This is a genomic window from Variovorax sp. P1_H2 (assembly GCF_056405295.1).
The window spans coordinates 1-22,132 of record NZ_JBFUCJ010000081.1 but is presented as its reverse complement, the minus strand read 5'-3'; the positions used below and the strand labels follow the sequence as shown (position 1 = coordinate 22,132).

The following is a 22,132-nucleotide window of genomic DNA, read 5'->3' as shown; positions in this document are numbered from 1 at the left end:
CCGGCGCATCGCTTCGTGCAAGGGTTGCCGGCGATGTCGCTGTCATGGGGTCGTTCAGAGCGTCTCGGCGGTCCCGAGGATCGCGGTGGCCTGGCTCGACAGCATCCCGCCGTTGCCGTGCGCGAGCGCGGTGCGGACGCCCGCCACCTGCCGGTCGCCGGCTTCGCCGCGCAGCTGCCGCACCGCCTCGATCAGCGCGAAGATGCCGTACATGCCGGGGTGCACGCAGGACAGGCCGCCGCCGTTGGTGTTGACCGGCAGTCGGCCGCCGGGCGCGATGGCGCCGTCGGCGACGAAGCGGCCGGCCTCGCCCTTGGGGCAGAAGCCCAGGTCTTCGAGGAACAGCAGCGTGTTGATCGTGAAGGCGTCGTACAGCTGTACGACGCCCATGTCCGCCGGCGCGAGCCCCGCCATCGCGAAGGCCTCGCGGCCCGACTGGCTGGCCGCCGTGACCGTGAGGTCCGCCATCGAGGAGATCTGCCGGTTCCACACCGCGGTGGCGTTGCCGAGCACGTAGACCGGCTTCTTCGGCAGGTCCCTGGCGCGCTGCGCGCTCACCAGCACGAACGCGCCGCCGCCATCGGTCACCAGGCAGCAGTCGCGCACGGTCAGCGGGTCCGAGACCATGCGGGAGGCCAGCACGTCCTCGCGCGCGAGCGGCTCGCGCATGAAGGCTTCCGGGTTGAGCCGCGCCCAGGCGCGCGCCGCCACCGCCACGTCGGCCAGCTGCTCGCGCGTGCTGCCGAACTCGTGCATGTGGCGCGAGGCGGCCAGGGCATAGGCGGACACCGGCAGCATCGGCTCGTAGGGATGCTCGTAGGGCTGCGGATCGAGGAAGCGGCGCGCCGCCACGATCTCGCGCCGGCCGAAGGCGGCGCTGCGCTGCGCGCTGCCGTAGCAGACCAGCACCGCGCTGCACTGGCCGGAGCGGATCGCCTGCATCGCCGGCAGCAGGTGCGCGATGAAGCTGCTGCCGCCCAGCATCGTGCCGTCGATGTAGCGAGGATTCAGGCCGAGGTACTCGACCACCGGCAAGGCCCACATCGCGGCCGAAGCACTGGCGCTGCACAGCCCGTCGATGTCGCTCATCGCGAGGCCGGCATCGGCCACGGCCGCCCGGGCCGAGCGCGCCAGCAGCTCCATGTCGGTGAAGCCGGGCGCCTCGCCGCAGCCGAAGGTGGCGACACCCACGATGGCGGCGCTGCCGCGCAATGCCTTCAGTCCGGCGCTCATTGCCCGGCTCCCTCGAGGGCGTCGAACAGCAGCAGGCCGCGCCCATCTTTCAGCTGCACCCGGGCCTTGACGCGCTGGCCGATGCGCACGGCATCGGGCGGGAGGTTGTCGACCCGGCTCATGAGCCGCACGCCTTCGTCGAGGTCGATCAGGCTGACATTGAGGTCGCCGCCGTCCGCGGGCTTGCGCCGCACGGTGGTCACGGCATGCACGGTGCCGAGCCCGCCGGGCGCCGTCCATTCGAGCGCCGTGCTGCCGCAATGCGGGCAGCTCTCGCGCGGGTAGTAGACATGGCGGCCGCAACCGGCGCAGTGCTGCAGCAGAAATCGGCCGGCGTCGAGCTCGCGCTGGTGGACGGCCTGCACGCCGGTGGCGGCGTCGGAAGGGGTCGGGATCATGCTGCGCGCTCCTTGTTCACGGGCCACTGGAACGGCAACGGCTGCTTGTCGAGAAAGCGCTGCACCGCGTCGCGGTGCTCGGCGCTGCCGAAGGCCAGCGCCTGCGCGTTCGCCTCGGCATCGAGCAGTGCGGCCAGCGCCCCGGCATCGCCGGTGGCGCGCTTCACCAGGCTCACGGCCAGCGGCGACGCACCCGCGAAGCTCTCGGCCAGGGCCAGCGCGCGCGGCATGAGCTGGTCGGCGTCGTGCAGCTCCATCGCGATGCCGAGATCGCGGGCCTCGACGGCGCCGACCTCGCGCGCCGACAGCATCAGTTCGCGCGCCCGCTGGGCGCCCACCACGCGCGGCAGCAGGTAGAAGGCCCCGCAGTCCGGCACCAGGCCCAGCTTGAGGAAGGACATGCAGAAGCGCGCGCGCGGCGTCGCCAGCACGAAGTCGGCGGCCAGCGCCAGGCTGAAGCCGGCGCCGAAGGCGGCGCCATCGACAGCGGCGATCACCGGCTTGTCCATGAGGATCAGGTCGCTGAACCAGCGCTGCGTGCGCTGCATGCGGGCGCGCCAGCCCGCGTTGTCGAGCTCGGCTTCGGCGATGCCGCGCAGGTCGCCGCCGGAACAGAACTGGCCGTTGGCACCGGTCAGCACCAGCGCGCGGACCTCGCCATCGCCGCGCACCCGCGCGATGACCTGGGCCAGTTCGTCGCGCAACGCGGCGGTGAAGGCGTTGCGGTTGGCCGGCATGTCCAGCGTCAGCACGGCGGTGCCGCCGTGGCGCTCGCAGCGCAGCGTCGTGAAATCGTTCATGGGTGTGGCTCCTGGGCGGCGACGCGATGCGCTTCCTGCAGCTCGCGCCAGAGAATCTTTCCGGTGCCGGACTTCGGCAGGCTGTCGAGGAACTCGACGACGCGGGGCGCCTTGTAGACCGCCATGCGCTCGCGGCACCAGGCCACGATGTCCTCTTCGCCGACACGGCCGCGCTGCTGCGGCTTCAGCACCACCAGCGCCTTGACGGTCTCGCCGCGCTTGCCGTCCGGCACCGCGATCACGCAGGCCTCGTGGATCGCCGGATGCTCGTACATCGCGTTCTCGACCTCGGTGGGCCAGACCTTGTAGCCGGAGGCGTTGATCATCCGCTTGAGGCGGTCGCGCAGGAAGAAATAGCCCTCCTCGTCCATCGAGGCCAGGTCGCCGGTGCGGAAGAAGCGCCGGCCGTCGATCTCGATGAAGGCTTCGCGGTCGGCGGCCGGATTGCGCCAGTAGCCCTTCATCAGCTGCGCGCCGCGCGTCACCAGCTCGCCGACTTCGCCGGGCGGCAGCGGCTCGAGGCTGACCGGGTCGACGATGCGCGATTCGACACCCTGCGTCGGCATGCCCAGGCACTGGCGCTTGCCGCGCGCGAGCGGGTTGGCATGCAGGAAGGAGGCGGTCTCGGTCAGGCCGTAGCCCTCGTTGTAGGCCAGGCCGTAGCGCTGCGACAGCATGGCCGAAACCGCTTCGGGCATCGCGGCGCCGCCGCCCGACAGCAGGGCCAGGCTGGACAGGTCGTGACGCTGCGCCTCCGCATGGCAGAACAGGTCGATCACCATCGCAGGCGGCGCCGACCAGGCGCTGACCGCATGGCGCTCGATCAGTCGCGCCGCCAGCGCGGGATCCCAGCGCGGCATCATCACGGCCGTGGCGCCGAGGAAGATCGGCAGGTTCATGCCGTTCTGCAGGCCCAGCATGTGGAAGAGCGGCGCGACCGCCAGCGTGACCGTTTCGACATGCAACTGCTTCCAGACCGCCGAGGAGGCCAGCGATGCCAGCAGCGTCGCATGCGTGTGCATGCAGCCCTTGGGATGGCCCGTGGTGCCGGAGGTGTAGGGCAGGACGGCGAGATCATCGGGGGACAGCGCCGGCGTGTCCGGCGTCAGCCCGAGCGCGATCGCCTGCTCGAAGCCGTGCAGCGACGCATCGTCGAGGCTTGCGCGGGGCGCGGTGACCCAGCCGGGCAGTGCGTCATCGGTTGCCGGCGCAACGAGGGCATCCGAATAGGCATGGACGATGACGTGGCGCAGCTCGCCTTCGCCCTCGCCGAGCGTGAGTGCGGGCAGCAGGTCCTGCGCGGCGAAGGCGACGCGGGCTCCGCTGTCGACGGCATGGTGGCGCACCTCCGCGGCCTTGCTCATCGGGTTCACCGGCACCACGACGGCCCCGGCGCGCAGCACGGCGTAGAAGGCGATGACGAACTGCGGGCAGTTCTGGCTCGCGAGCAGCACGCGCTCGCCCGGCGCGACGCCCAGGCGCTGCTGCAGGTAAGCGGCCAGGGCGTCGACGCGCCGCCGCAATTCGGCATAGGTGGTCGTCGCGCCGCAGTACACGATCGCCGGCTTGTCGGGGAAGCGGCGCGCCGCCGTGTCCAGGCATTCGGGCAAGGTCGCGCGCGGGACGCGCAGCTCGCGCGCGACGCCCTTGGGCCAGAAGCGCAAGTGCGGCGCCAGGTTCATGACGCCCGCTCCAGGGCCCGGGCAATGATCTCCTTCATCACCTCGTTGGCGCCGCCGTAGATGCGGCCGACGCGCACGTCGGCATAGAGCCGCGCGATCGGGTACTCGTTCATGAAGCCGTAGCCGCCGTGCAGCTGCAGGCACTCGTCGACGATGCGGCAGCAGGCGTCGGTGGTCCACCACTTGGCCATCGCCGCGGTCGGCACGTCGAGCTGGCCGGCCATCAGGCGCGCGATGCAGTCGTCAACGAAGGCGCGCGAAACCTGCGCCTGGGTCTCGCACTCGGCCAGCTTGAAGMGGGTGTTCTGCATCTTGAGCAGCGGCTCGCCGAAGACCTGCCGGTCGCGCACGTAGGCCACGGTCTCGGCGATCGCGCGCTGCATGGTCGCGACCGCGCCGACGGCGATCAGCAGGCGCTCGCGCGGCAGCTGCTGCATGAGCTGCCCGAAGCCGCGGCCTTCCTCGCCGCCGAGCAGGTTGTCCGCGCTCACCCGCACGTCGTCGAAGAACAGCTCGGTGGTGTCCAGCGTCTTCTGGCCCATCTTGTCGAGCAGCGGGCCACGGCGGAAGCCCGGCGTGCCTTCGGTCTCGACCATCAGCAGCGAGATGCCCTTCGAGCCGCCAGCCGCATCCGTCTTGGCCGCGACGCAGACCAGCCCGGCGTGCATGCCGTTGGTGATGAAGGTCTTGCTGCCGGTGATGCGCCAATGATCGCCATCGCGCCGCGCCTGCGTCTTGATGCGCTGCAGGTCGGTGCCGGCGCCGGGCTCGGTCATCGCGATCGCCGCGACCAGCTCGCCGGTCGCCATGCGCGGCAGCCAGCGGCGCCTCTGTTCCTCGGTGCCGTAGGCCAGCAGGTAGTGGGCCACGATGCCGCTGTGCACGTTGTTGCTGAAGCTCTGCGCCATCGCGCGCATCTGCTCCTCGCAGACCACGGCCTCGTGCAGGAAGCTGCCGCCGCCGCCGCCGTATTCCTCGGGGATGCTGGCGCACAGCAGGCCGGCCCCGCCGGCCTTCGTCCAGATGGCGCGATCGGCATGCTGCTGCGCGCGCCAGCGCGGCTCGTGGGGCACGCATTCACGCTCGAAGAAGCGGCGCGCGCTGTCGCGCAGCATCTCGAGTTCCGGCGTCATCCACGGGCGGGTGGCATTCACGGCCGGCCGCCTCCGCAGACCAGCACCTGGCCGCTGACGTAGTTCGACTCGGGGATGCAGAACATGTAGACCGCGCCGGCTGCCTCCTGCGGCGTGCCGCCGCGGCCCAGCGGGATCAGGGCCTCGGCGTTCTTGAGAATCTGCGGATTGACGCCGACCTTGATCTGCCGGCCCTCGATGTCGATGCTCGCGCCGGCACTGGCATCCGCCTCGGTCAGGCGGGTCTTGATCAGCCCGAAAGCGACGCTGTTGACGTTGACCCTGTAGCGGCCCCATTCCTTGGCCATCGCCTTGGTCAGGCCGTTGATGCCGGCCTTGGCGGCCGCGTAGTTGGCCTGGCCCGCGTTGCCGTACACGCCGGAGGTGGACGAGACGTTGACCACCTTGCGGAACAGCTCGCGGCCCTCGTCGGCCTCGCGCTTCGCGGCATCGCGGATGAAGTTGGAGGCCGCGCGCAGGATCCGGAAGGGTGCGGTCAGGTGCACGGCCAGCATCGCGTCCCACTGCGCGTCGGTCATCTTCTGCACCACGTTGTCCCAGGTGTAGCCGGCGTTGTTGACGATGATGTCGAGGCCGCCGTAGGTCTCGACGGCGGTGCCCACGAAGCGGTCGGCGAAGCCGCCGTCCGTCACGCTGCCGGCGCAGGCGACGGCGCTGCCGCCCGCGGCCACGATGGCGTCGACGGTCTGCGCGGCCGGCACGGCGTCGAGGTCGTTGATGACCACGCGCGCGCCTTCGCTCGCCAGCTTGAGCGCGATCTCGCGCCCGATGCCGCGGCCGGAGCCGGAGACGATGGCGACCTTGCCTTCGAGTTTTCGGTTCATGTCTTTTCCTTTTTCGGTTTCACGGCCAGGCGACCAGCGCCTCGCCGGTCAGCCTGGGGGCGCCATGCTGGTTGGTGGTCGCTACATGCAGTCGCACGCAGCGCCGGCCTTCGTGCTCGAACTTCTCGGCGATCCGGCCGGTGCAGCGGATGCGCTCGCCGACCTGGGTGATGGCGGCGAAGCGCAGGTCCAGCGATCGGATCGCCGACTGCGGGACCCAGTGGGTCAGCAGCCGGCCTAGCCACGCAGCCGACAGCATGCCGTGCGCGAACACGTCGGGCATGCCGGCGCCGCGCGCGAAGTCGGTGTCGACGTGGATCGGGTTGTGGTCGCCGGAGGCGCCGCAGTACAGCGCCAGCGTGAGCCGGCCGATGGCCGGCAGCTCGAGCGCGGGCAGTGTGTCGCCCGGCTGCAGCGCGTCCCAGTCGGGAAGCGTGGCGGTGGTGGTGGTGGCGGTCATCGGCAGGCCCTCGCTCATGAATTTCGCACCACGGTCACGCAGCGCAGATCGGCCACCAGCGCGGCGTGCTGGTTGGTGACGCGGGTCGTGCGCACCACGAACTCGAGCGCGCCGCCCTTCTTGTCGTAGATGTCCGCGATGCGCTGGTTGTAGGTCAGCGTGTCGCCGGCGTAGGCCATCGCGTGGTAGGTGAAGCCCTGCTCGCCGTGCAGCAGGCTGCGGTAGTCCATGCCCAGCAGCTCGCGGACGGCGGCGGGATCGGGGGCCTCCATCTCGAGGCAGAACAGGAAGGTCGGCGGCACAGGCAGGCCCGGATGTCCCGCGGCGCGGGCGGCAGCCTCGTCGATGTAGACGGGGTCGGTCTGGCCGGTGGCCTTGGCGAAGAAGCGCAGGCGGCCCTTCTCCACTTCCACCTGGAAGGGCGGCAGCGTATGGCCGATGTGGCGGCGGTCGATCATTGCGCCGACTGGTAGAGCGTCACGACGCAAGCGCCGCCGAGGCCCAGGTTGTGCTGCAGCGCGAGCCGCGCGCCCTCGACCTGGCGCTGCTCGGCCCGCCCGCGCAACTGCCACACCAGCTCCGCGCATTGGGCGAGCCCGGTGGCGCCGAGCGGATGGCCCTTGGACAGCAGGCCGCCCGAGGGATTGGTCACCACGCGGCCGCCGTAGGTGTTGTCGCCCTCGACGATGAAGCGCTCCGCCGTGCCCTCGGGCGTCAGGCCCAGCGCCTCGTAGGTGATCAGCTCGTTGGCGGTGAAGCAGTCGTGCAACTCGACGACGTCGAGCTCCTCGGGCCCGATGCCGGCGGCTTCGTACACCTGACGGGCCGCGGCGGCGCTCATGTCGTAGCCCACCAGCTTGCGCATGTCCTTGCTGTCGAAGCTGGAGGGCGTGTCGGTGGTCATTGCCTGGGCCGCGATCACGACCCGCCTGTCCAGGCCGTGCTTCTTCGCGAAGTCGGCCGAGCAGACGATCGCCGCCGCCGCGCCGCAGGTGGGCGGGCAGCACTGGAAGCGCGTGAGCGGATCGAACACCGGGGCCGAGGCCATCACCTCGTCCAGCGTCAGCGTCTGGCGGAACACCGCAAGCGGGTTGCGAGCCGCATGCTGGCGCGCCTTCACCGCGATGCGGCCGAAGGTGTCGCGGCGGATGCCGTGCTGCGCCATGTAGTCGCGGCCGGCGCCGCCGAAGAACTGCGCCGCGCGCGGCGCTTCGGGGACGAAGCCCTGCATCTCGGTCATCGCTTCGGCGAAGCGCGCCATCGGCGACGGCCGGTCGTCGTACGCGCCCTTGAGCGCGCCGGGCTGCATCTGCTCGAAGCCGAGCGCGATCGCGCATTCGACCATGCCGCTCTCGACCGCCTGGCGCGCGAGGAACAGGGCGCTCGATCCGGTGGAGCAGTTGTTGTTGAGATTGAAGACCGGGATGCCGGTCAGGCCGACGCCGTAGATCGCTGCCTGGCCGGCCGTGGAATCGCCGTAGACATAGCCGACGTAGGCCTGCTGCACGAGCGAATAGTCGACGCCGGCATCGTCGAGCGCGAGCCGTGCGGCGCGCGCGCCCATCACGGTGTAGGGGTCGCTGGCGCCGGGCTTGGTGAAGGGGATCATGCCCACGCCGACCACGTGGACGGGGCGCTGCATACGCGTCATGGAAACTCCTCGATGGAACTGGGGACGATGGGGCAAGTCTGGGCCGGTGCGCCGGCCCCGACAATCGCGGATCGGGCCAAAACGATTGGCCGAAACGTTCAAGCGGGGTCGCGGTAGCGGAAGGTGCCCATCGCGCGCGCCGCCACCTCGCCGCCGGCGTCGGTGACGGTGGCTTCGCAGAAGCACATCGAGCGGCCGCCGCCGGTGGTGATTCCCTTGGCCTGCAGCCGTCCGCTGGCGGGCCGCATGAAGGCGATGTGCATGTCGACCGTGACGACTTCGCGCCCATAGGCCACGCGCGAGAGCGCGGCATGCGCCATGGCGCTGTGGAGCAGGGTCATCAGCACGCCGCCATGGCCGCTGTCATGGTTGTTCAGCAGCTCGGGGCGCAGTTCCACCGACACGATGGATTCGCCGCCGTCGGCGCGCTCGACCCGCAGGCCGAGGTGCTCGGAGAACGGAACGTGGCGCTGCGGGCCGCTGCGCGGCTTGTCGCCCTGCTCCCGCGGCGTCACGGCGAGGTGGACACTCATGCCGCCTCCCGCTTCGATGCCGCCGCCGCCGCGGTGAAGTCGCGCGGTCCGGTCAGCGCCAGGCCGCCATCGACTGGAATGACGGCGCCGGTGATGTACGAGCCCCAGTCGCTGGCCAGCAGCATCGCCATGCGGCTGATGTCCTCGATGCGGCCCAGGCGCTTGAGCGGCACGCGCTGCGCCATTGCCTGCATCGTCTGGTCGGTGGGCGCGAGGCGCTTCAGCCCTTCGGTGTCGGCAATCGGTCCGGGGACGATCGAGTTGATGCGGATGCCCTGCGGCCCCCATTCGAGCGCCAGCACCCGCGTCAGCATGTCGACGCCGGCCTTGGCCGCGCACACGTGGGCCTGGAAGGGGGTCGGGATGAAGGCCTGCCCGGCGGAGATCTGGATCACGCAGGCGCCGGGCTGGCGCAGGTGGGCATGCGCCAGCCGGGCGACGTTGAAGCTGCCCAGCAGATCGATGTCGACCACCGTCTTGAAGGCGTTGGGCGACATGTCCAGCGCGCCGGCAAGGAAGTTGCCCGCCGCGCCCGAGACCAGCACGTCGATCGGGCCGAAGCGGTCCGCGGCCTGCGCGAAGGCACTCTCCAGCGCCGGCGGCTGGCGCACGTCCGCCGGGATGCCGAGCGCCTCGGTGCCGAGCGCCTCGAGCTGCTGCGCCGCGGTCGCGACCTTGTCGGGCGACCGGCTCAGCACCGTGATGCGCGCACCGGCGCGCGCGAAAGCCTGGGCGATGCCGAAGTTGATGCCGCTGGAGCCGCCGGCCACGAAGACATGCCGGCCCTTGAAGTCGAAGGCGGAGAAGTCCATGGCGATCACTCCGGCTTGAAGCCGAGCTCGGCCAGCATCTTCGCGTCGCGCTCGAACTGGGCCTTGGCGTAGGCCGCGTAGGCGCTGCCGTCGATCCAATGCGCCTGCATGTCGAACTGGTCGAGCTGGTTGAGGTAGGCCGGGTCGGCAGCGGCCTTGCGAAAGGCAGCGGCCAGGCGCGCGGCAATCTTCGGGTCGAGATTCTTCGGCGCCACCAGGCCGACCGGCGACTCGATGACGAGGTCGTGGCCGAGCTCCTTGACCGTCGGCACGCCGGCATAGCGCGGCAGGCGCTCGGCGGTGAAGGTGGCCAGCAGCCGCACCTTGCCCCCCTGCACCTGCGGGCCGAAGCCGGGGTCGCCATAGACATCGAGATGGCGGCCGATCAGCGCGGTGAAGGCTTCGCCGCCGCCCTTGAACGGCACCATGTTGAAGCGCGTGCCGTTCATGCGCGCGAGCCGTTCGCCGTAGATGCGGTTGATGCTGGTGGCGCCCACGGTGCCCCAGCTGATCGCGCCGGGCCGCTTCTTCGCATCGGCGAGCAGGTCGTCCAGTGTCTTCCACGGCGCGTCGCTGGCCACCGCGATGCCGGTGGTCATGCCGAACAGGCCGGCCAGGTAGCTGAAGTCGCGCAGCGGATCCCAGTTGACCTTTTGCAGCAGCGGCGCGCGGATCACCGAGTTGTGCATCACGGCCAGCGTGTAGCCGTCGGCCTCGTTCATCAGCGCCACCGAGCCCGGGCCCGTGATGCCGCCGGCGCCCGGCCGGTGCATCAGCACGATCGGTTGGCCAAGGTCGCGCGATGCGACGTCGGCCAGCGCGCGGAACATGGGGTCGAAGGAGCCGCCGGCAGGGAAAGGCATCACCAGCGTGATCGGCTTGCTCGGGAACGGATCGGCGGCGAATGCGGGAGCGGCCGCCGCGGTGGCGCCGAGCGCGAGCAGCGCCGCGATGGCCGAGCGACGCCGCATCGAGCGGAAGGGTGGGTTCATGGAGTCTCCTGTCATTCGAGTGGGCGGAAATTCAAGTGGCCTGCGGCAGCGGCAGGTAGCGGAAGGAGCCCTGGGCCTGAGCGACGACGCGCCCGGCGGCATCGCGGACCGCGGCGCCGCACCAGGCGACGCTGCCGTCGTGCCGAACAACTTCGCCATCCGCCGTGAGCGTGCCGCGACCCGGCTGCAGAAAACTCGTGTTGAGGTTGAGCGTCACGGCGGTGCGTTCGAAGTCGAACAGCGACACGGCGGCGCTGGCCATGGCGACGTCGAGCAGCGTGACCAGCACCCCGCCATGGACCGCACCGATCACGTTGCCGAGCTCCGGCCGCGGGTCGATGACGACGCGGGCCCGGCCGGCTTCGGAGAACTCGCGCCGGGCGCCCAGCAGCCGCATGAAGGGCACCTGGCCGAAGACGTTGCGCCGGTCGACGACCGCCACGGGCCTCATGCGCGCACCCGCTCGCGCAGCACGTTCTTGAGCACCTTGCCGGCCGCCGACATCGGCAGCTCGGGCACGAAGCTGATGCCGCGCGGGCACTTGTAGCCCGCGAGGCGCTCGCGGCACCAGGCGCGGAGCTCGTCCACGGTGACGGAGGCATCGCCGCCCGCCACCACGACGGCATGCACCGCCTCGCCCCAGCGCACATCCGGCACGCCGACGACAGCCGCGTTCGCGACCTGCGGATGGCTGCGCAGCGCGGCTTCCACCTCGGCGCAGTACACGTTCTCGCCGCCGCTGATGATCATGTCCTTGAGCCGATCGACGATGAACAGGTGGCCGTCGGGCAGCATGCGGCCGGCGTCGCCGGTGCGGAACCAGCCGTCGCGGAAGGCGGCGGCGGTGGCTTCCGGATTCCGCCAGTAGCCCTGCATGACCATCGGGCCGCGCGCGAGCACCTCGCCCACTTCGCCGCGCGGCAGTTCGCGGCCGCTCTCGTCGGCGACGATGATTTCCGCGCCGAGGCCCGCGCGGCCCACCGAGTTCAGGCGGCCCAGCGCGCGCGCCTCGGGCCGGTGGTTCGCGGGCAGGTTGATGCACACCGCGCCCGCCGTTTCGGTGAGGCCGTAGGCCTGGAAGAACTCGGCATGCGCCCAGGCGGCGAGCGCCCGATCGAGCAGGTCAGGCGGCATCGGCGCGGCGCCGAAGGCGATGCGGTCCAGGCTGCGCACACGCCCGGGCGTGAATGCAGGGTCGTCGAGCAGCGACTGCAGCATGCTCGGCACCACCATGATGTCGCTGATGCCGTGCGACGCGATGGCCTCGATCACCGACGCGGGGCGGAACTGCGCCATCGTCACGCAGCTTCCGCCGACGATCAGCTGCCCCACGAGGCGGCCGAGCCCGGCGACGTGGAACAGCGGCGCCACGAGCAGCGAGACCGAGTCCGGCGCGTTGTTGAGTTCGGCGCCGCGCGTCATCGAGGCGCTCCAGAAGTTCGCGTGGCTCAGCATCACGCCTTTCGAGCGGCCGGTGGTGCCGCCGGTATAGAGGATCGCCGCGAGAGCGTCGCCGCCGGTGCGCGTGTCGGGCAGCGGAGCCAGGGCCGCGCACTCTTCCTCGAACGCTGCGAGTTGCAGCGTGGCGGGCGCGCCGTCCGGCACCAGCCCCGCGAGCGATTCGTCGACGAGCAGCAGCGAGGCTTCGCTGTCGTCCAGCGCGAAGGCCAGCTCGGGCGTGCTCCAGCGGATGTTCAGGGGACAGGCGATGGCGCCGAGCCACCAGCAGGCGAGCATCGCGCGCACCAGCCGGTCGCTGTTGGGCGAGAGCAGCGCCACCCGGTCGCCGCGCGCGATGCCGCGCTTCGCGAGCGCGGCCGCCTGCCGCGCGATGCCGTCCGCCAGCTGCGCATGCGTGAGGCGGCGCGCGCCGGTTTCGCCGACGTGCGTCAGCGCCGTCTTGTCGGGATTGCGCTGGAGCGCGCGATGCAGGCCTTGGGTCAGGTACATGCGCCACAGCTTAGGCCGCGACGCGCACCGGACGAATGGCGGGAAGCGCCAAAGGGCTTGGCGGATCTGCTCAGTCCGGCGGGTCGGGGCCTCAGCGTTCGGCGCCGTGCGCCAGGCGGTACTCGCCCGGGGCCACGCCGGTCCACTGCTTGAAGGCGCGATGGAAGGTGCTGGCTTCCGAGAAGCCCACGCGGTTGGCGATGTCCAGCAGCGGCAGCGGCGTGTGCAGCAGGTACTCGATCGCGGCGTCGCGCCGCAGTTCGTCCTTGATCTGCTGGAAGCCGCGGCCCTCGTCGCGCAGCCGGCGGCGCAGCGTCTGCGGCGTCACTGCCAGCGCCTCCCCCACTTCCTCGAGCGAAGGCAGCTCGTCGCCGAGCCGCTTGCGCAGCAGCCGGCGGATGCGCTCGGTGAGGCTGCTGGTGTCGCGGTACTTGACGATCAGGTTGGCCGGCGATCCGGCCAGGAATTCGCCCAGGCTCTGCGGCGACTGCACCACCGGCAGGTCGAGCCAGCGCGCCTCGAAGGTCAGGCCGACGTGCGGCTGGCCATAGCGGACCGGCACCTGGTAGACGCGCGAGATGTCGGTGATGGTGTGCTCGGCCGTGTAGTCGACCGCCAGTACCGGGATGCGGCGCGCCACGAGCCAGGAAAAGGCATTGAAGGCCAGCAGCATGAAGGCTTTGATCGCGTAGTCCAGCCGCGCATCGGAGGCACGCCGCAGCACGAACTGCACATGGGCGCTGCCGTCGCCGACCGACAGTCGCGGCACGAAGTCCTTGAGCAGCAGGTGGTAGCAGGCGAAGCCTTCCCGCAGGGCCTCGCCCAGCGTGGCGCAGCGCACCAGTCGCCGCATGCACTGGCCGAAGCTTCCGGGTGGCAACGGGTGGCTCAGCAGGCCCCAGAGTTCGTCGCGCAGCGCGCGCCGCAAGGCGCGGATCAGCAATGCGTACTGGCGCTGCGAGATGCGCGCCAAAGGCGACTCCAGCAGCGAGGTCGCGATGCCCGCCCGGGCCAGCAGCGGGGCGGCGTCGAGCCCGCGATGCCGCACCCCCATCAGGATGCCATGGACCTGCTGGATGGCGATGGTGTGGTGGGTGAGCGTCATCGAGGGTGGCGGCGGCGGCCCGGCCGATTGTAGGCAGCGTTCGCTGCCGCTCGGTGGGGGCCTCGGACCGCCGCCGGGCCGCCCCAAGGCGGTCTGCGCCCCCTCGGGGGGCAGCGAGTACACGAAGTGACGGAGCGTGGGGGCCTCAGCGTCCGCCGCCGGGCCGCCCCAAGGCGGTCTGCGCCCCCTCGGGGGGCAGCGAGTACACGAAGTGACGGAGCGTGGGGGCCTCGGACCGCCGCCGGGCCGCCCCAAGGCGGTCTGCGCCCCCTCGGGGGGCAGCGAGTTCACGAAGTGACGGAGCGTGGGGGCCACTCAGTCCACGGCGCCGGCCTTGCGCAGCGCGGCCACGGCCGATGGGTCGAGTCCGGCCTGGCGCAGGATCTCGTCGGTGTGTTCTCCGGCCCGCGGCGCCGGCCGCGGGGCGGAAGGCACGAAGCCGGTCATCTTGACCGGACAGCCGAGTTGCGGTGTCGTCGCCGCGTCGCCCGCCACCCGCATGCCGCGGGCACGGAAGTGCGCATGGTCCAGCGCTTCGTCGATGCGCAGCACCGGCGTCACGCAGCCGACGCCGTCGTGGAACAGGCTTCGCCAGTGCGCCAGCGGCCGGGCGCCGAAGATCGCGGCCAGCTCGGCGCGCAAAGCTTCCTCGGTCGCGGGGTCGCCGCTGCGATGCAGCGGCACGAGGTCGGGGCGCTCCAGGAGACGGCACAGGTCGTCCCAGAATTTCGCCTCCAGCGCACCGACCGCGACCTGCCGATCGTCAGCGGTCCGGTAGAAGCCGTAGCAGGCGAGCGCACCGGTCAGCGGTCCCTGGCCAGCCATCGGCACCTGGCCGTGCTGATTCAGGCTGGCCAGCGGCAGCACCGCGTGGGCCAGCACGCCATCCGCCATCGCGATGTCGACATGCCGTCCGCGGCCGCTGCGCGCGGCATCGAAGAGCGCGGCAAGAATGCCCGCCACCGCCGTCAGGGTGCCGCCCATCAGGTCGGCCACCGGCAGGTTCGACAGCGCCGGTCCGGCGGCGTTGCCGATCTGGTGGGCCACGCCGGCGAGGGCCGCGTAGTTCAGGTCGTGGCCCGGCGTGTCGCGCAGCGGTCCGGTCTGGCCGAAGCCGCTGATGCTGCAGTAGACGATGCGCGGGTTGACGGCCGCGACCGCTTCGTAGCCGACGCCCAGGCGCTGCATCACGCCGGGCCGGAAGCCCTCGACCAGCACGTCGGCCTCGCGGCACAGGCGAAGCAGCGTGGCGACGCCCTCGGCGTGCTTGAGGTCGATGCGGATCGCGCGCTTGTTGCGGTTGACCAGCGCGCGCACCGCGGCGTTCGCGTAGTCGCCGGCGCCGGTGTCCTCGATCTTGACGACGTCGGCGCCGAGGTCGGCCAGGTGCATGGCGCCGAGCGGCCCGGGCAGCAGCCGGGTCAGGTCGAGCACGCGCACGCCTGCGAGCGGGGCGCCGGAAGCTGCGTTGGAAAGGGATTCGGTTGAAGAGCTCATGAGCAGCGCAATCTAGAGTGCGCGGGCCGCTGCCGCAATGGCGGCAGCGGTCGCGCCGATTGGCGAAAAGCGTCAGGACCCTAGGCCATCCGATCCGATGACCAGGTGCACGTGGCTCTCCCGGCTGACCAGGAAGTGCGCCACCATCACGTCCCCGGTGGCCATCATCGTGGCGTGCATCTGAAACCACCGCATCTCGTCGGGTGAATGGCACGGGTACTCGCAAGTGAAGACCTTCCGGCGGCCGTGGATCACTTCGTCGAGCCCCTGGAGAATGTGCTGCGCCGACGCGTCGGCGCTGGCACTGCGGCGACACACCTCGAGATAGTTCACGCCCGGCCCGATCGCGGCCGCGCCGGGGTTGCCGTTGAGCTCGGCGAATTCGCTCCACGCGCGGTTGACGAACCGAATCACGCCGTGACGGTCGACGACCGCCACGATCCCCGCCAGCGCGTCGATCACGTCCTGCAGGGTCTTGTGGGTCGCACGGCTCAACAGCCTCGGCAGCGCCTGCGCGTCGTCCGGATCCTCATGTCGAGGCGCCTCGCCCGAGCGCCCCGGCGCTCGCATCGCTTCGGTCCCGGGCCGCGATGCCTCCGGTGCGTCGACCAGCGGAATCAGCACGTCCAGCACGGTGCCTCCCCCGGCCTTGCCGTCGATCTGCAGGCTGCCGCCGTGCGCGCGTACGCGTTCGTGGATGCCGAGGATCCCGAACGCATCGGGCTTGCGCCGGTCCGCTGCGCCCATGCCCTGGCCGTTGTCGCTGACGCGAACCGAGACCGATGCCGGCGGCGCCAAGGCCAGGCGGATCTGCACCTCGCCGGCATGGGAATGCTTGGCGACGTTGTTGAGCGCCTCCTGCACGATGCGGTAAAGGCACAGCGCGATGGCCGGCGTTGCCATCAAGGCATCGGACACTTCTTCCGGCGCGTCGAGCTTGCAGGCGATGCGGGTCTGCTGGCCGAACTGGCCCACGAGCATCTCCAGGGCCGGCAACAGGCCGAGGTCTTCCAGCATCGGCGGGCGCAGGTCGTTGACGATGCGGCGCGTCGACGCGACGGCTTTTTCGGCCAGGTCGTCGATCCCGGCGACGTGCGGCAACAGCGCCGGCGCCCGGGCGCCGAAGCGCTCGCCGATGACGCGCAAGTCCATGCGGATCGCGGCCAGCGTCTGCTGCAGGTCGTCATGCAGTTCACGCGCGATGCGCTTGCGTTCTTCTTCCTGGACCCGATCCTGCGACGCGATGAGCCGCTGCATCGCGACATGGGAGGATTCGAGATCTTCCTGCACCTCCCTGATGGCGGTGACGTCACGGCTCGCCACCACGGCGCCGACGATCGTGTCGTCCTTCGAGCGAATGGGCGCAAAGCTGTAGCTGCCGATCCACTTCTCGCCGCTGTCCTTGCGCCGCAGCCTGTATTCGACACTGGTTGCCGACTCCCCCCGCAGTGCCCGGTTGACCGGCCATTGCGCCAGCCGGGCCGGATCGCCGTTGGGCATGCGCAGGTCGAGAATCTGCGCGTATTCCGCCATGGTCCGCCGGCAACTGGCCTTGTCCGAAAACCGGTGAAACGACGCGAAGGCGTCGTTGAACTCGACCAGCCGGCCCTCGGTGTCGGAAATGACGACCGCGTCGCTCATGCTCGACAGCGCCGCCTGCAGCTTCGAGGCGCCGGCCCGGAGCTCTTCCTCGGCCTGCTTGCGTTCGCTGACATCGCGCAGGATCACCGTGTACAGGGGGCGGCCGCCAACGGACAGATGCGAGATCGCGCTTTCGATCGGGAACTCCACCCCGTCGGCCCGCAGCCCGACCAGATCCCGTTGCTGCCCCATCCGGCGCTGGGTGACCGGGTTGGCGCCGAACGCGTGCACGTGCCGCGCGTGAAGCTCCCGATACCGCTCGGGGATCAGGCGGCTCAGCGGCGAGCCGATCAGGTCGTCCAGCGCGCAATGGAACATCCTTGCCGCCGCCGGATTGGCCTGCACGACGATCTGGTGCTCGTTGACCGTCAGGATGGCATCGACGGCCGATTCGAAGATCCCGCGCAGGCGGGCCTCGCTGATGGCCCGGGCATCCAGCATCCTGTTGACCTGCTGAGCCACCGCTCGGATCTCGGGCGGTCCGGCGACATCGGCGCGGATCGTGTCCTGGCCGGCAGCGATCCGCACCGCGGTCTCCTTCAGATGCGCGATGGGATTGGCGATGGCCGCGCTCAGGCGCCACGCCAGCACCAGCGCAAGAACGCCGAGCCCGAGGCCGATGCCGAAGGTTCGGCGGACGGCGGCCTGGTAGTCCGAGAGCACATCGGCTTCGGGGAGGCTCGCGGCCACCCGCCAGTCCACGCCGGGCAGGGTCAGGAAGCCGAACAGGCGCGGGACGCCATCCCGCCCCGTGGCGACGGACACGCCTTCCCGCGCGCCGCCGATCGGATMGGTCTCGCCGTCCCGGGGGCGCGAGCCGATGAAGGCCGCCGGGTCCGCCGAGCGAAGCAAGGGGGTCCGGGTCCGGTCCACGACCGTGACGAGCGCGTTCTCCGGGATCGGGCCGAGCAAGCGGTCGCTGAGCGCCAGCAGATCGACGGTCATCACCAGTTGGCCCGTCCGCGATGTCTTCTCGTCGCGAAGGGGATAGCTCAGCGCCACGACCCATTTCCCCGTGCGCTGGTCGACGAACAGGTCGCTGGCCGCGAACCCGGCCGGAGCGACCTGGTCGGCGCTGGCTGCGTCCGCAGCCGGCGCCGGTGGGAACGGACCCGCCGCATGGGCGCAGAGGATGTTCCCTCGTGCGTCCCGCACGGCGTACCCCCGGGCGGCGGGGACCAGCCGCACGAACTCCGCCACGAGCGGATCGCAGCGCTCCGGATCCATGGCCTTGACCAGGGGCCGGGCGGACAGCCGCTCCAGAACCGATGCGAACTGGTCGAGCACGCGTTGCAGGTCCGCGGCCGACCCGGCGGCGAGAAGCCGGACCTTCTCGTGCGCGGTATCCCGGATCCGATGTGCTTCGGCGGCAAGGACCGACGCCACCAGCACGGCCAGCGCAAGCATGACCCCCCCCGTCAGCAGGACGATTCGGCTGCGCAAGGACAGGTTTTCGAACCACGAAGCCATGGGACCTCTCGCCAAGTCGGATCTTCGACGGCCGCTTCCGGAGCGCGCCACGAAGTTCGTCCTTTTAACGCAATCATTGAGCATGCGCATCTCGCGCACCTCGATCCGGCGCAAACATGCGTCCAGGTCAACGAGACAACGCGGACGAGGTGCAGAGGTGAAGGTGCTGTTGGTCGACGATTCCGTGGCAATCCGGCAGAGCTTCGGTGCGCTGCTGGCCAGCGCACCGGACGTCGATATCGTGGGCTGTGCCGAGGACCTCGCCACGGCCCTGGCATCGATCGCCGCCAACCCGCCGGATCTCATCGTTCTGGACGTCAGGCTGCGCGGGCAGGACCGGGGCATCGACGTGCTCCGCCACGTCAGGCAGCATCACCCCGGCATCAAGGTCGTCGTCTTTTCCCAGTTCAACTGGACTTCGATGCGCAAGGCCCACCTGGATGCCGGCGCGCTGGCCTACTTCGACAAGGCGACCGAGTTCCAGCAGGCGCGGGACTGGATCGCCGAGCATTCGCGATCCCAGGCCGCGCCGCAGCCCTGAGACTCGCCATGCCCGCCCTGCGGCCCCCGCCTCGTTCTCCGCCACGCGCCCGTGCGAACCGGCCTCGGGCCCGGTCAGGCCGCCAGTGCCAGCGCGCCACCGGCGCGCGACCTGGCGACCGAGGCGCCGGAATTGTCCTTGGCGGGCGCCCGCGTGCCCTGCGCGAAGCGCCGCAATGCGGCGAGGTCGAGAATCTCCACCTTGCGCTGTTCCACCTTGATCAGCTGCAGCGCGGCCAATGCCGCGAACGATCGGCTGATCGTTTCGTGGGCGACGCCCAGGTAGCTTCCAATGTCGCGGCGCGTCATCAGCAGGCGAAGGCATCTTGCCGATTGCCCGCAGGCCGCCATCCGCTGCGACAGGTGCACCAGGAATCGCGCCAGCCGCACCTCGGCCGCGACGGCGGCCATCATGTCGGCCAGTTGGGTCAGGTCGGTCATCGCGCTGCCGACGGCGCGCATCACACCGCGATAGAAGTCCGGCAGGCCTTGCGCCAGCGCATAGAAGTCGGGCAGGGCGATGACGTAGACGCTCGCGTCCTCCAGCGCCACCGTGGCCATCCGATGGCGATCGCCGGACAAGGCGTCGCAGCCCAGCAAATCGCCGCGGCGAGCGAATCCAAAGACCTGCTCGTAGCCGTCTGCGGCGGTATGGAAGGCCTTGAAGGTTCCTGCGCGAACGACATAGATGGACGTTGCCGCGGCGCCCTCGAAGAACAGCGACTGGCCGGCCTGCAGCCGGCGCACGGCAAGAGGAATTTCCGGCGTCCGCCGGCCCTCGCCCGCGGCGACGCCGAGGAGTTCGAGCATCTCGTCCACGACGCTGCGCTCGGATCGCTCGACGCCGGCAAGCCGAAGGCGATCGGCAGGGACACGCGAATGCACATCGGGCGCGGGAAGGTTGTTCATCGGGAGGCCTCCAGGATTGCGCCGACGACCGGATGTCAGGGGCGCAATCAAGCTTGCGCCCGAGCGCCTCCGGTTGAGAATAGGCCTGATGCTCCAGGATAGATCAGCTTTTTCTGCATTGTTTTCGGAGTTGCCCTACGTGACGTTGGGAATATTCCTAACGACATAGTGCCAGTCGATCTGTGGAGGCCCGATCTCGTTCATTGCCGTCCATCGCTTGATATTCGTCTGGAGAACTGTAACGATGCCCCCCAAGCTGCCGCCGAACAGGACAAGTATGCAAGAAGAAGAAGGATCCGGGACCCATGCGAGCGACCGGGCGGCGACCATCGAAGCGCCGCCGGGGCCAGGCGCGCACGCGATCCGCATGCTCCTGGTCGACGACCACGCGATCGTCCGGGAGGGCCTGAAGCGCGTGCTCGACCCACTGGGCAACGGCTGGGAGCTGACCGAGGCGGTCACGGGCTTCCAGGCACTCGAGCTGCTGCGGGAGCGCGAGTTCGACCTGGCGCTGGTCGACCTGTCGATGCCGGGGATGACCGGCCTGGAACTGGTCCGGCGCATCAAGGCCGAATTCGCGGCCGTGCGCGTGCTGGTGCTGAGCATGCACGCGCAGGAGCAATACGCGCTGCGGGCATTCAAGGCAGGCGCCAACGGCTACATCACCAAGGATGTCGCAGCGGCGGAACTGGTCGGTGCGGTGCGCAGGGTGGCGGCGGGTGGCGCCTATGTCACGGCAAGCCTCGCCGAGCAGGTGGTGCAGCAGCTCAACGGCATGTCCGAAGCCCCGCGCCACATGCTTCTGAGCGACCGCGAGATCGAGGTGCTGCGACGCATCGCGGCCGGACAGCGCCTCACCGAGATCGGCGACGCGCTCCACCTGTCGGTGAAGACCGTGAGCACGCACAAGACGCGCATCCAGGAAAAACTGCAGGTCGCGAGCACGGCCGAGCTGGTGCGCTATGCGCTGGAAAACCATATCGACGAAGCTGCATGCCTTCAGGGATCATCCTTGGCCGGCTGAAGAAAGACGAGGTCGCCATTGAACCACTGCCCCCAGGAAAAGGAGGCGCCATGCGCGCTCTGATCATCCGAATCTCTCGCACCCTCGTGCTCGCCACTTCCTTGTTCTCGCTGATGGTGGGTGCGCAGCAGGCGCAGTCTTTCTCCCGGGAGCAGCTCGACCAGATGATGGCGCCGATCGCGCTGTACCCCGATTCGCTGCTGTCGCAGGTGCTGATGGCCTCGACCTATCCCGCGGACGTCGCCGATGCCGCCAAATGGTCGAAGGCAAACAAGGACCAGAAGGGGGACGCGGCGCTGAAGCTGGTGGCCAACCAGCCCTGGGACCCGAGCGTGCAGTCGCTGGTGGCCTTCCCGCAGGTTCTTCAGACGATGGGCGACCAGCCCGACTGGGTGCAGAACCTCGGCGACGCCTTCCTCGCCTCGTCCAAGGACGTGCTCGACTCGGCGCAGCGGCTGCGCACGAAGGCTCAGCAGACCGGCAACCTGAAGAGCTCCGAACAGCAGAAGGTCATCGTCGAGCAGGCGCCGCAGACGCAGCAGACCGTCATCAAGATCGAGCCGGCGAATCCCGAGGTGGTGTATGTGCCGGCCTACAACCCGACGGTCGTCTACGGGGCCTGGCCCTACCCGTCGTACCCGCCCTACTACTACCCGCCGGCGCCGTACTACTACCCCGGCGCCGCGCTGGCCACGGGCATCGCCTTCGGCGTCGGCGTGGCCGCCACGGCGGCGCTGTGGGGCAACGCCAACTGGGGGGGCGGCAACGTCAACGTCAACGTGAATCGCTACAACAGCGTCAACACGAACCGGCAGCTCAACGCCAGCCAGACCAACTTCCAGCACAACGCGGCCAACCGCCGCGGCGTGCCGTACCGGGATTCGGCGAGCCAGCAGCAGTTCGGGAAGAACGTGGGCGGCGCCAGCCAGCGCAACGACTACCGCGGCCGCGATGCGGCGCAGGGCGGGGCCCGCGACGCCCAGCGCCAGCAGGCGCAGTCCCAATTGCAGCAGCGGGGCATGGACCCGGGGCAGGGGCGCGAGCAGCTTCGCAACGATCCGGCGACGCGGGATCGTGCACAGGCCGCCGCCGGAGGCGCCGGTCGCGATCGAGCGGGTGCGGGCGCCGGTGACCGTGCGGGTGACCGCGCCGGTGACAGCGCCAGAGCGGGAGACCGCGGGGGAGCGGGCGACCGAGGCGGGCCGGGCGGGCGCGGTGGCGCCGACCAGGGGCTGTCGCGGACCGGCGGCGGCGACAACGCCTTGCGAGGCGCGGGCGATGCCGGTGGACAGGCCCGCCAGCAGGCGAGTCGCGGCGATGCGAGTCGCCAGTCGATGGCGCAAAGCCATGGCGGCGCCGGTGGCGGCGCGGCGCGCACGAGCACGACCGGAGGGGGCGCCCGCGCGAGCACGGGCGGCGGCGGCGGCGCCCGTCCCAGTGCGGGCGCCGGTGGAGCG

General features: G+C 70.5%; 21 protein-coding genes. 3 read left to right on the top strand and 18 right to left on the bottom strand.

The window, feature by feature from the left end; all coding sequences use genetic code 11:
- Positions 1-54 precede the first annotated feature (54 nt).
- The 17 genes from AC1D2E_RS23980 to AC1D2E_RS23900 form a co-directional block, all read right to left on the bottom strand.
- Positions 55-1,233, bottom strand: a complete 1,179-nt coding sequence (locus AC1D2E_RS23980; protein ID WP_478199711.1) for a thiolase — start codon at positions 1,231-1,233, stop codon at positions 55-57.
- On the bottom strand, positions 1,230-1,631 hold the full coding sequence (locus AC1D2E_RS23975) for a Zn-ribbon domain-containing OB-fold protein (RefSeq protein ID WP_478199710.1): 402 nt from the start codon (positions 1,629-1,631) through the stop codon (positions 1,230-1,232). Before AC1D2E_RS23975 ends, AC1D2E_RS23980 begins: the two co-directional genes overlap by 4 nt.
- Positions 1,628-2,431, bottom strand: coding sequence for an enoyl-CoA hydratase/isomerase family protein (locus AC1D2E_RS23970; RefSeq protein WP_478199709.1), 804 nt, complete (start codon positions 2,429-2,431; stop codon positions 1,628-1,630). The genes AC1D2E_RS23975 and AC1D2E_RS23970 overlap by 4 nt, the downstream gene beginning before the upstream one ends.
- Positions 2,428-4,113 (bottom strand): long-chain-fatty-acid--CoA ligase, encoded by a 1,686-nt coding sequence (locus AC1D2E_RS23965; protein WP_478199708.1) that lies wholly within the window; start codon positions 4,111-4,113, stop codon positions 2,428-2,430. Before AC1D2E_RS23965 ends, AC1D2E_RS23970 begins: the two co-directional genes overlap by 4 nt.
- On the bottom strand, positions 4,110-5,246 hold the full coding sequence (locus tag AC1D2E_RS23960; RefSeq protein ID WP_478199723.1) for an acyl-CoA dehydrogenase family protein: 1,137 nt from the start codon (positions 5,244-5,246) through the stop codon (positions 4,110-4,112). Before AC1D2E_RS23960 ends, AC1D2E_RS23965 begins: the two co-directional genes overlap by 4 nt.
- Positions 5,247-5,263: 17 nt before the next feature.
- The gene (locus AC1D2E_RS23955; RefSeq protein WP_478199707.1) at positions 5,264-6,091 is read right to left on the bottom strand and encodes an SDR family NAD(P)-dependent oxidoreductase; all 828 of its coding nucleotides are present in this window, start codon (positions 6,089-6,091) and stop codon (positions 5,264-5,266) included.
- Positions 6,092-6,110: 19 nt separating this feature from the next.
- Entirely contained in the window at positions 6,111-6,569 is a 459-nt protein-coding gene (locus tag AC1D2E_RS23950) for a MaoC family dehydratase (RefSeq protein WP_478199706.1), read from the bottom strand.
- Positions 6,566-7,009, bottom strand: coding sequence for a MaoC family dehydratase N-terminal domain-containing protein (locus AC1D2E_RS23945; protein ID WP_478199705.1), 444 nt, complete (start codon positions 7,007-7,009; stop codon positions 6,566-6,568). Before AC1D2E_RS23945 ends, AC1D2E_RS23950 begins: the two co-directional genes overlap by 4 nt.
- Positions 7,006-8,193, bottom strand: a complete 1,188-nt coding sequence (locus tag AC1D2E_RS23940) for a lipid-transfer protein (RefSeq protein WP_478199722.1) — start codon at positions 8,191-8,193, stop codon at positions 7,006-7,008. Before AC1D2E_RS23940 ends, AC1D2E_RS23945 begins: the two co-directional genes overlap by 4 nt.
- Before the next feature lie 107 nt (positions 8,194-8,300).
- Positions 8,301-8,735 carry a PaaI family thioesterase gene (locus AC1D2E_RS23935; RefSeq protein ID WP_478199704.1) on the bottom strand — a complete coding sequence of 145 codons (435 nt, stop codon included), beginning with the start codon at positions 8,733-8,735 and terminating at the stop codon, positions 8,301-8,303.
- Positions 8,732-9,547 (bottom strand): SDR family oxidoreductase, encoded by an 816-nt coding sequence (locus AC1D2E_RS23930; RefSeq protein WP_478199703.1) that lies wholly within the window; start codon positions 9,545-9,547, stop codon positions 8,732-8,734. The genes AC1D2E_RS23935 and AC1D2E_RS23930 overlap by 4 nt, the downstream gene beginning before the upstream one ends.
- Before the next feature lie 5 nt (positions 9,548-9,552).
- Entirely contained in the window at positions 9,553-10,539 is a 987-nt protein-coding gene (locus AC1D2E_RS23925; RefSeq protein WP_478199702.1) for a tripartite tricarboxylate transporter substrate binding protein, read from the bottom strand.
- A 31-nt stretch (positions 10,540-10,570) separates the two neighbouring features.
- Complete coding sequence (locus AC1D2E_RS23920) at positions 10,571-10,990, bottom strand: PaaI family thioesterase (protein ID WP_478199701.1); 420 nt, start codon at positions 10,988-10,990, stop codon at positions 10,571-10,573.
- A complete protein-coding gene (locus tag AC1D2E_RS23915) occupies positions 10,987-12,489 on the bottom strand; it encodes a class I adenylate-forming enzyme family protein (protein WP_478199700.1) in 1,503 nt (500 codons plus the stop codon). Before AC1D2E_RS23915 ends, AC1D2E_RS23920 begins: the two co-directional genes overlap by 4 nt.
- Positions 12,490-12,580: 91 nt before the next feature.
- Positions 12,581-13,594, bottom strand: a complete 1,014-nt coding sequence (locus tag AC1D2E_RS23910; protein WP_478199699.1) for an AraC family transcriptional regulator — start codon at positions 13,592-13,594, stop codon at positions 12,581-12,583.
- A 315-nt stretch (positions 13,595-13,909) separates the two neighbouring features.
- On the bottom strand, positions 13,910-15,091 hold the full coding sequence (locus AC1D2E_RS23905) for a CaiB/BaiF CoA transferase family protein (protein ID WP_478199698.1): 1,182 nt from the start codon (positions 15,089-15,091) through the stop codon (positions 13,910-13,912).
- A 72-nt stretch (positions 15,092-15,163) separates the two neighbouring features.
- Positions 15,164-18,139 (bottom strand): PAS domain S-box protein, encoded by a 2,976-nt coding sequence (locus AC1D2E_RS23900; protein ID WP_478199697.1) that lies wholly within the window; start codon positions 18,137-18,139, stop codon positions 15,164-15,166.
- A gap of 220 nt (positions 18,140-18,359) precedes the next feature.
- On the opposite strand from AC1D2E_RS23900, the gene AC1D2E_RS23895 reads away from it, so the two are divergent.
- On the top strand, positions 18,360-18,743 hold the full coding sequence (locus tag AC1D2E_RS23895) for a response regulator (protein ID WP_478199696.1): 384 nt from the start codon (positions 18,360-18,362) through the stop codon (positions 18,741-18,743).
- 74 nt (positions 18,744-18,817) lie between these two features.
- Here AC1D2E_RS23895 and AC1D2E_RS23890 read toward each other — a convergent pair whose 3' ends face one another.
- Entirely contained in the window at positions 18,818-19,651 is an 834-nt protein-coding gene (locus AC1D2E_RS23890; protein ID WP_478199695.1) for a Crp/Fnr family transcriptional regulator, read from the bottom strand.
- A 367-nt stretch (positions 19,652-20,018) separates the two neighbouring features.
- Between AC1D2E_RS23890 and AC1D2E_RS23885 the strand changes: the two genes are divergently transcribed.
- Both AC1D2E_RS23885 and AC1D2E_RS23880 read left to right on the top strand, forming a co-directional pair.
- Positions 20,019-20,675 (top strand): response regulator, encoded by a 657-nt coding sequence (locus AC1D2E_RS23885; protein ID WP_478199721.1) that lies wholly within the window; start codon positions 20,019-20,021, stop codon positions 20,673-20,675.
- A gap of 50 nt (positions 20,676-20,725) precedes the next feature.
- The coding region (locus AC1D2E_RS23880; protein WP_478199694.1) for a DUF3300 domain-containing protein at positions 20,726-22,132 on the top strand (1,407 nt) is incomplete at its 3' end.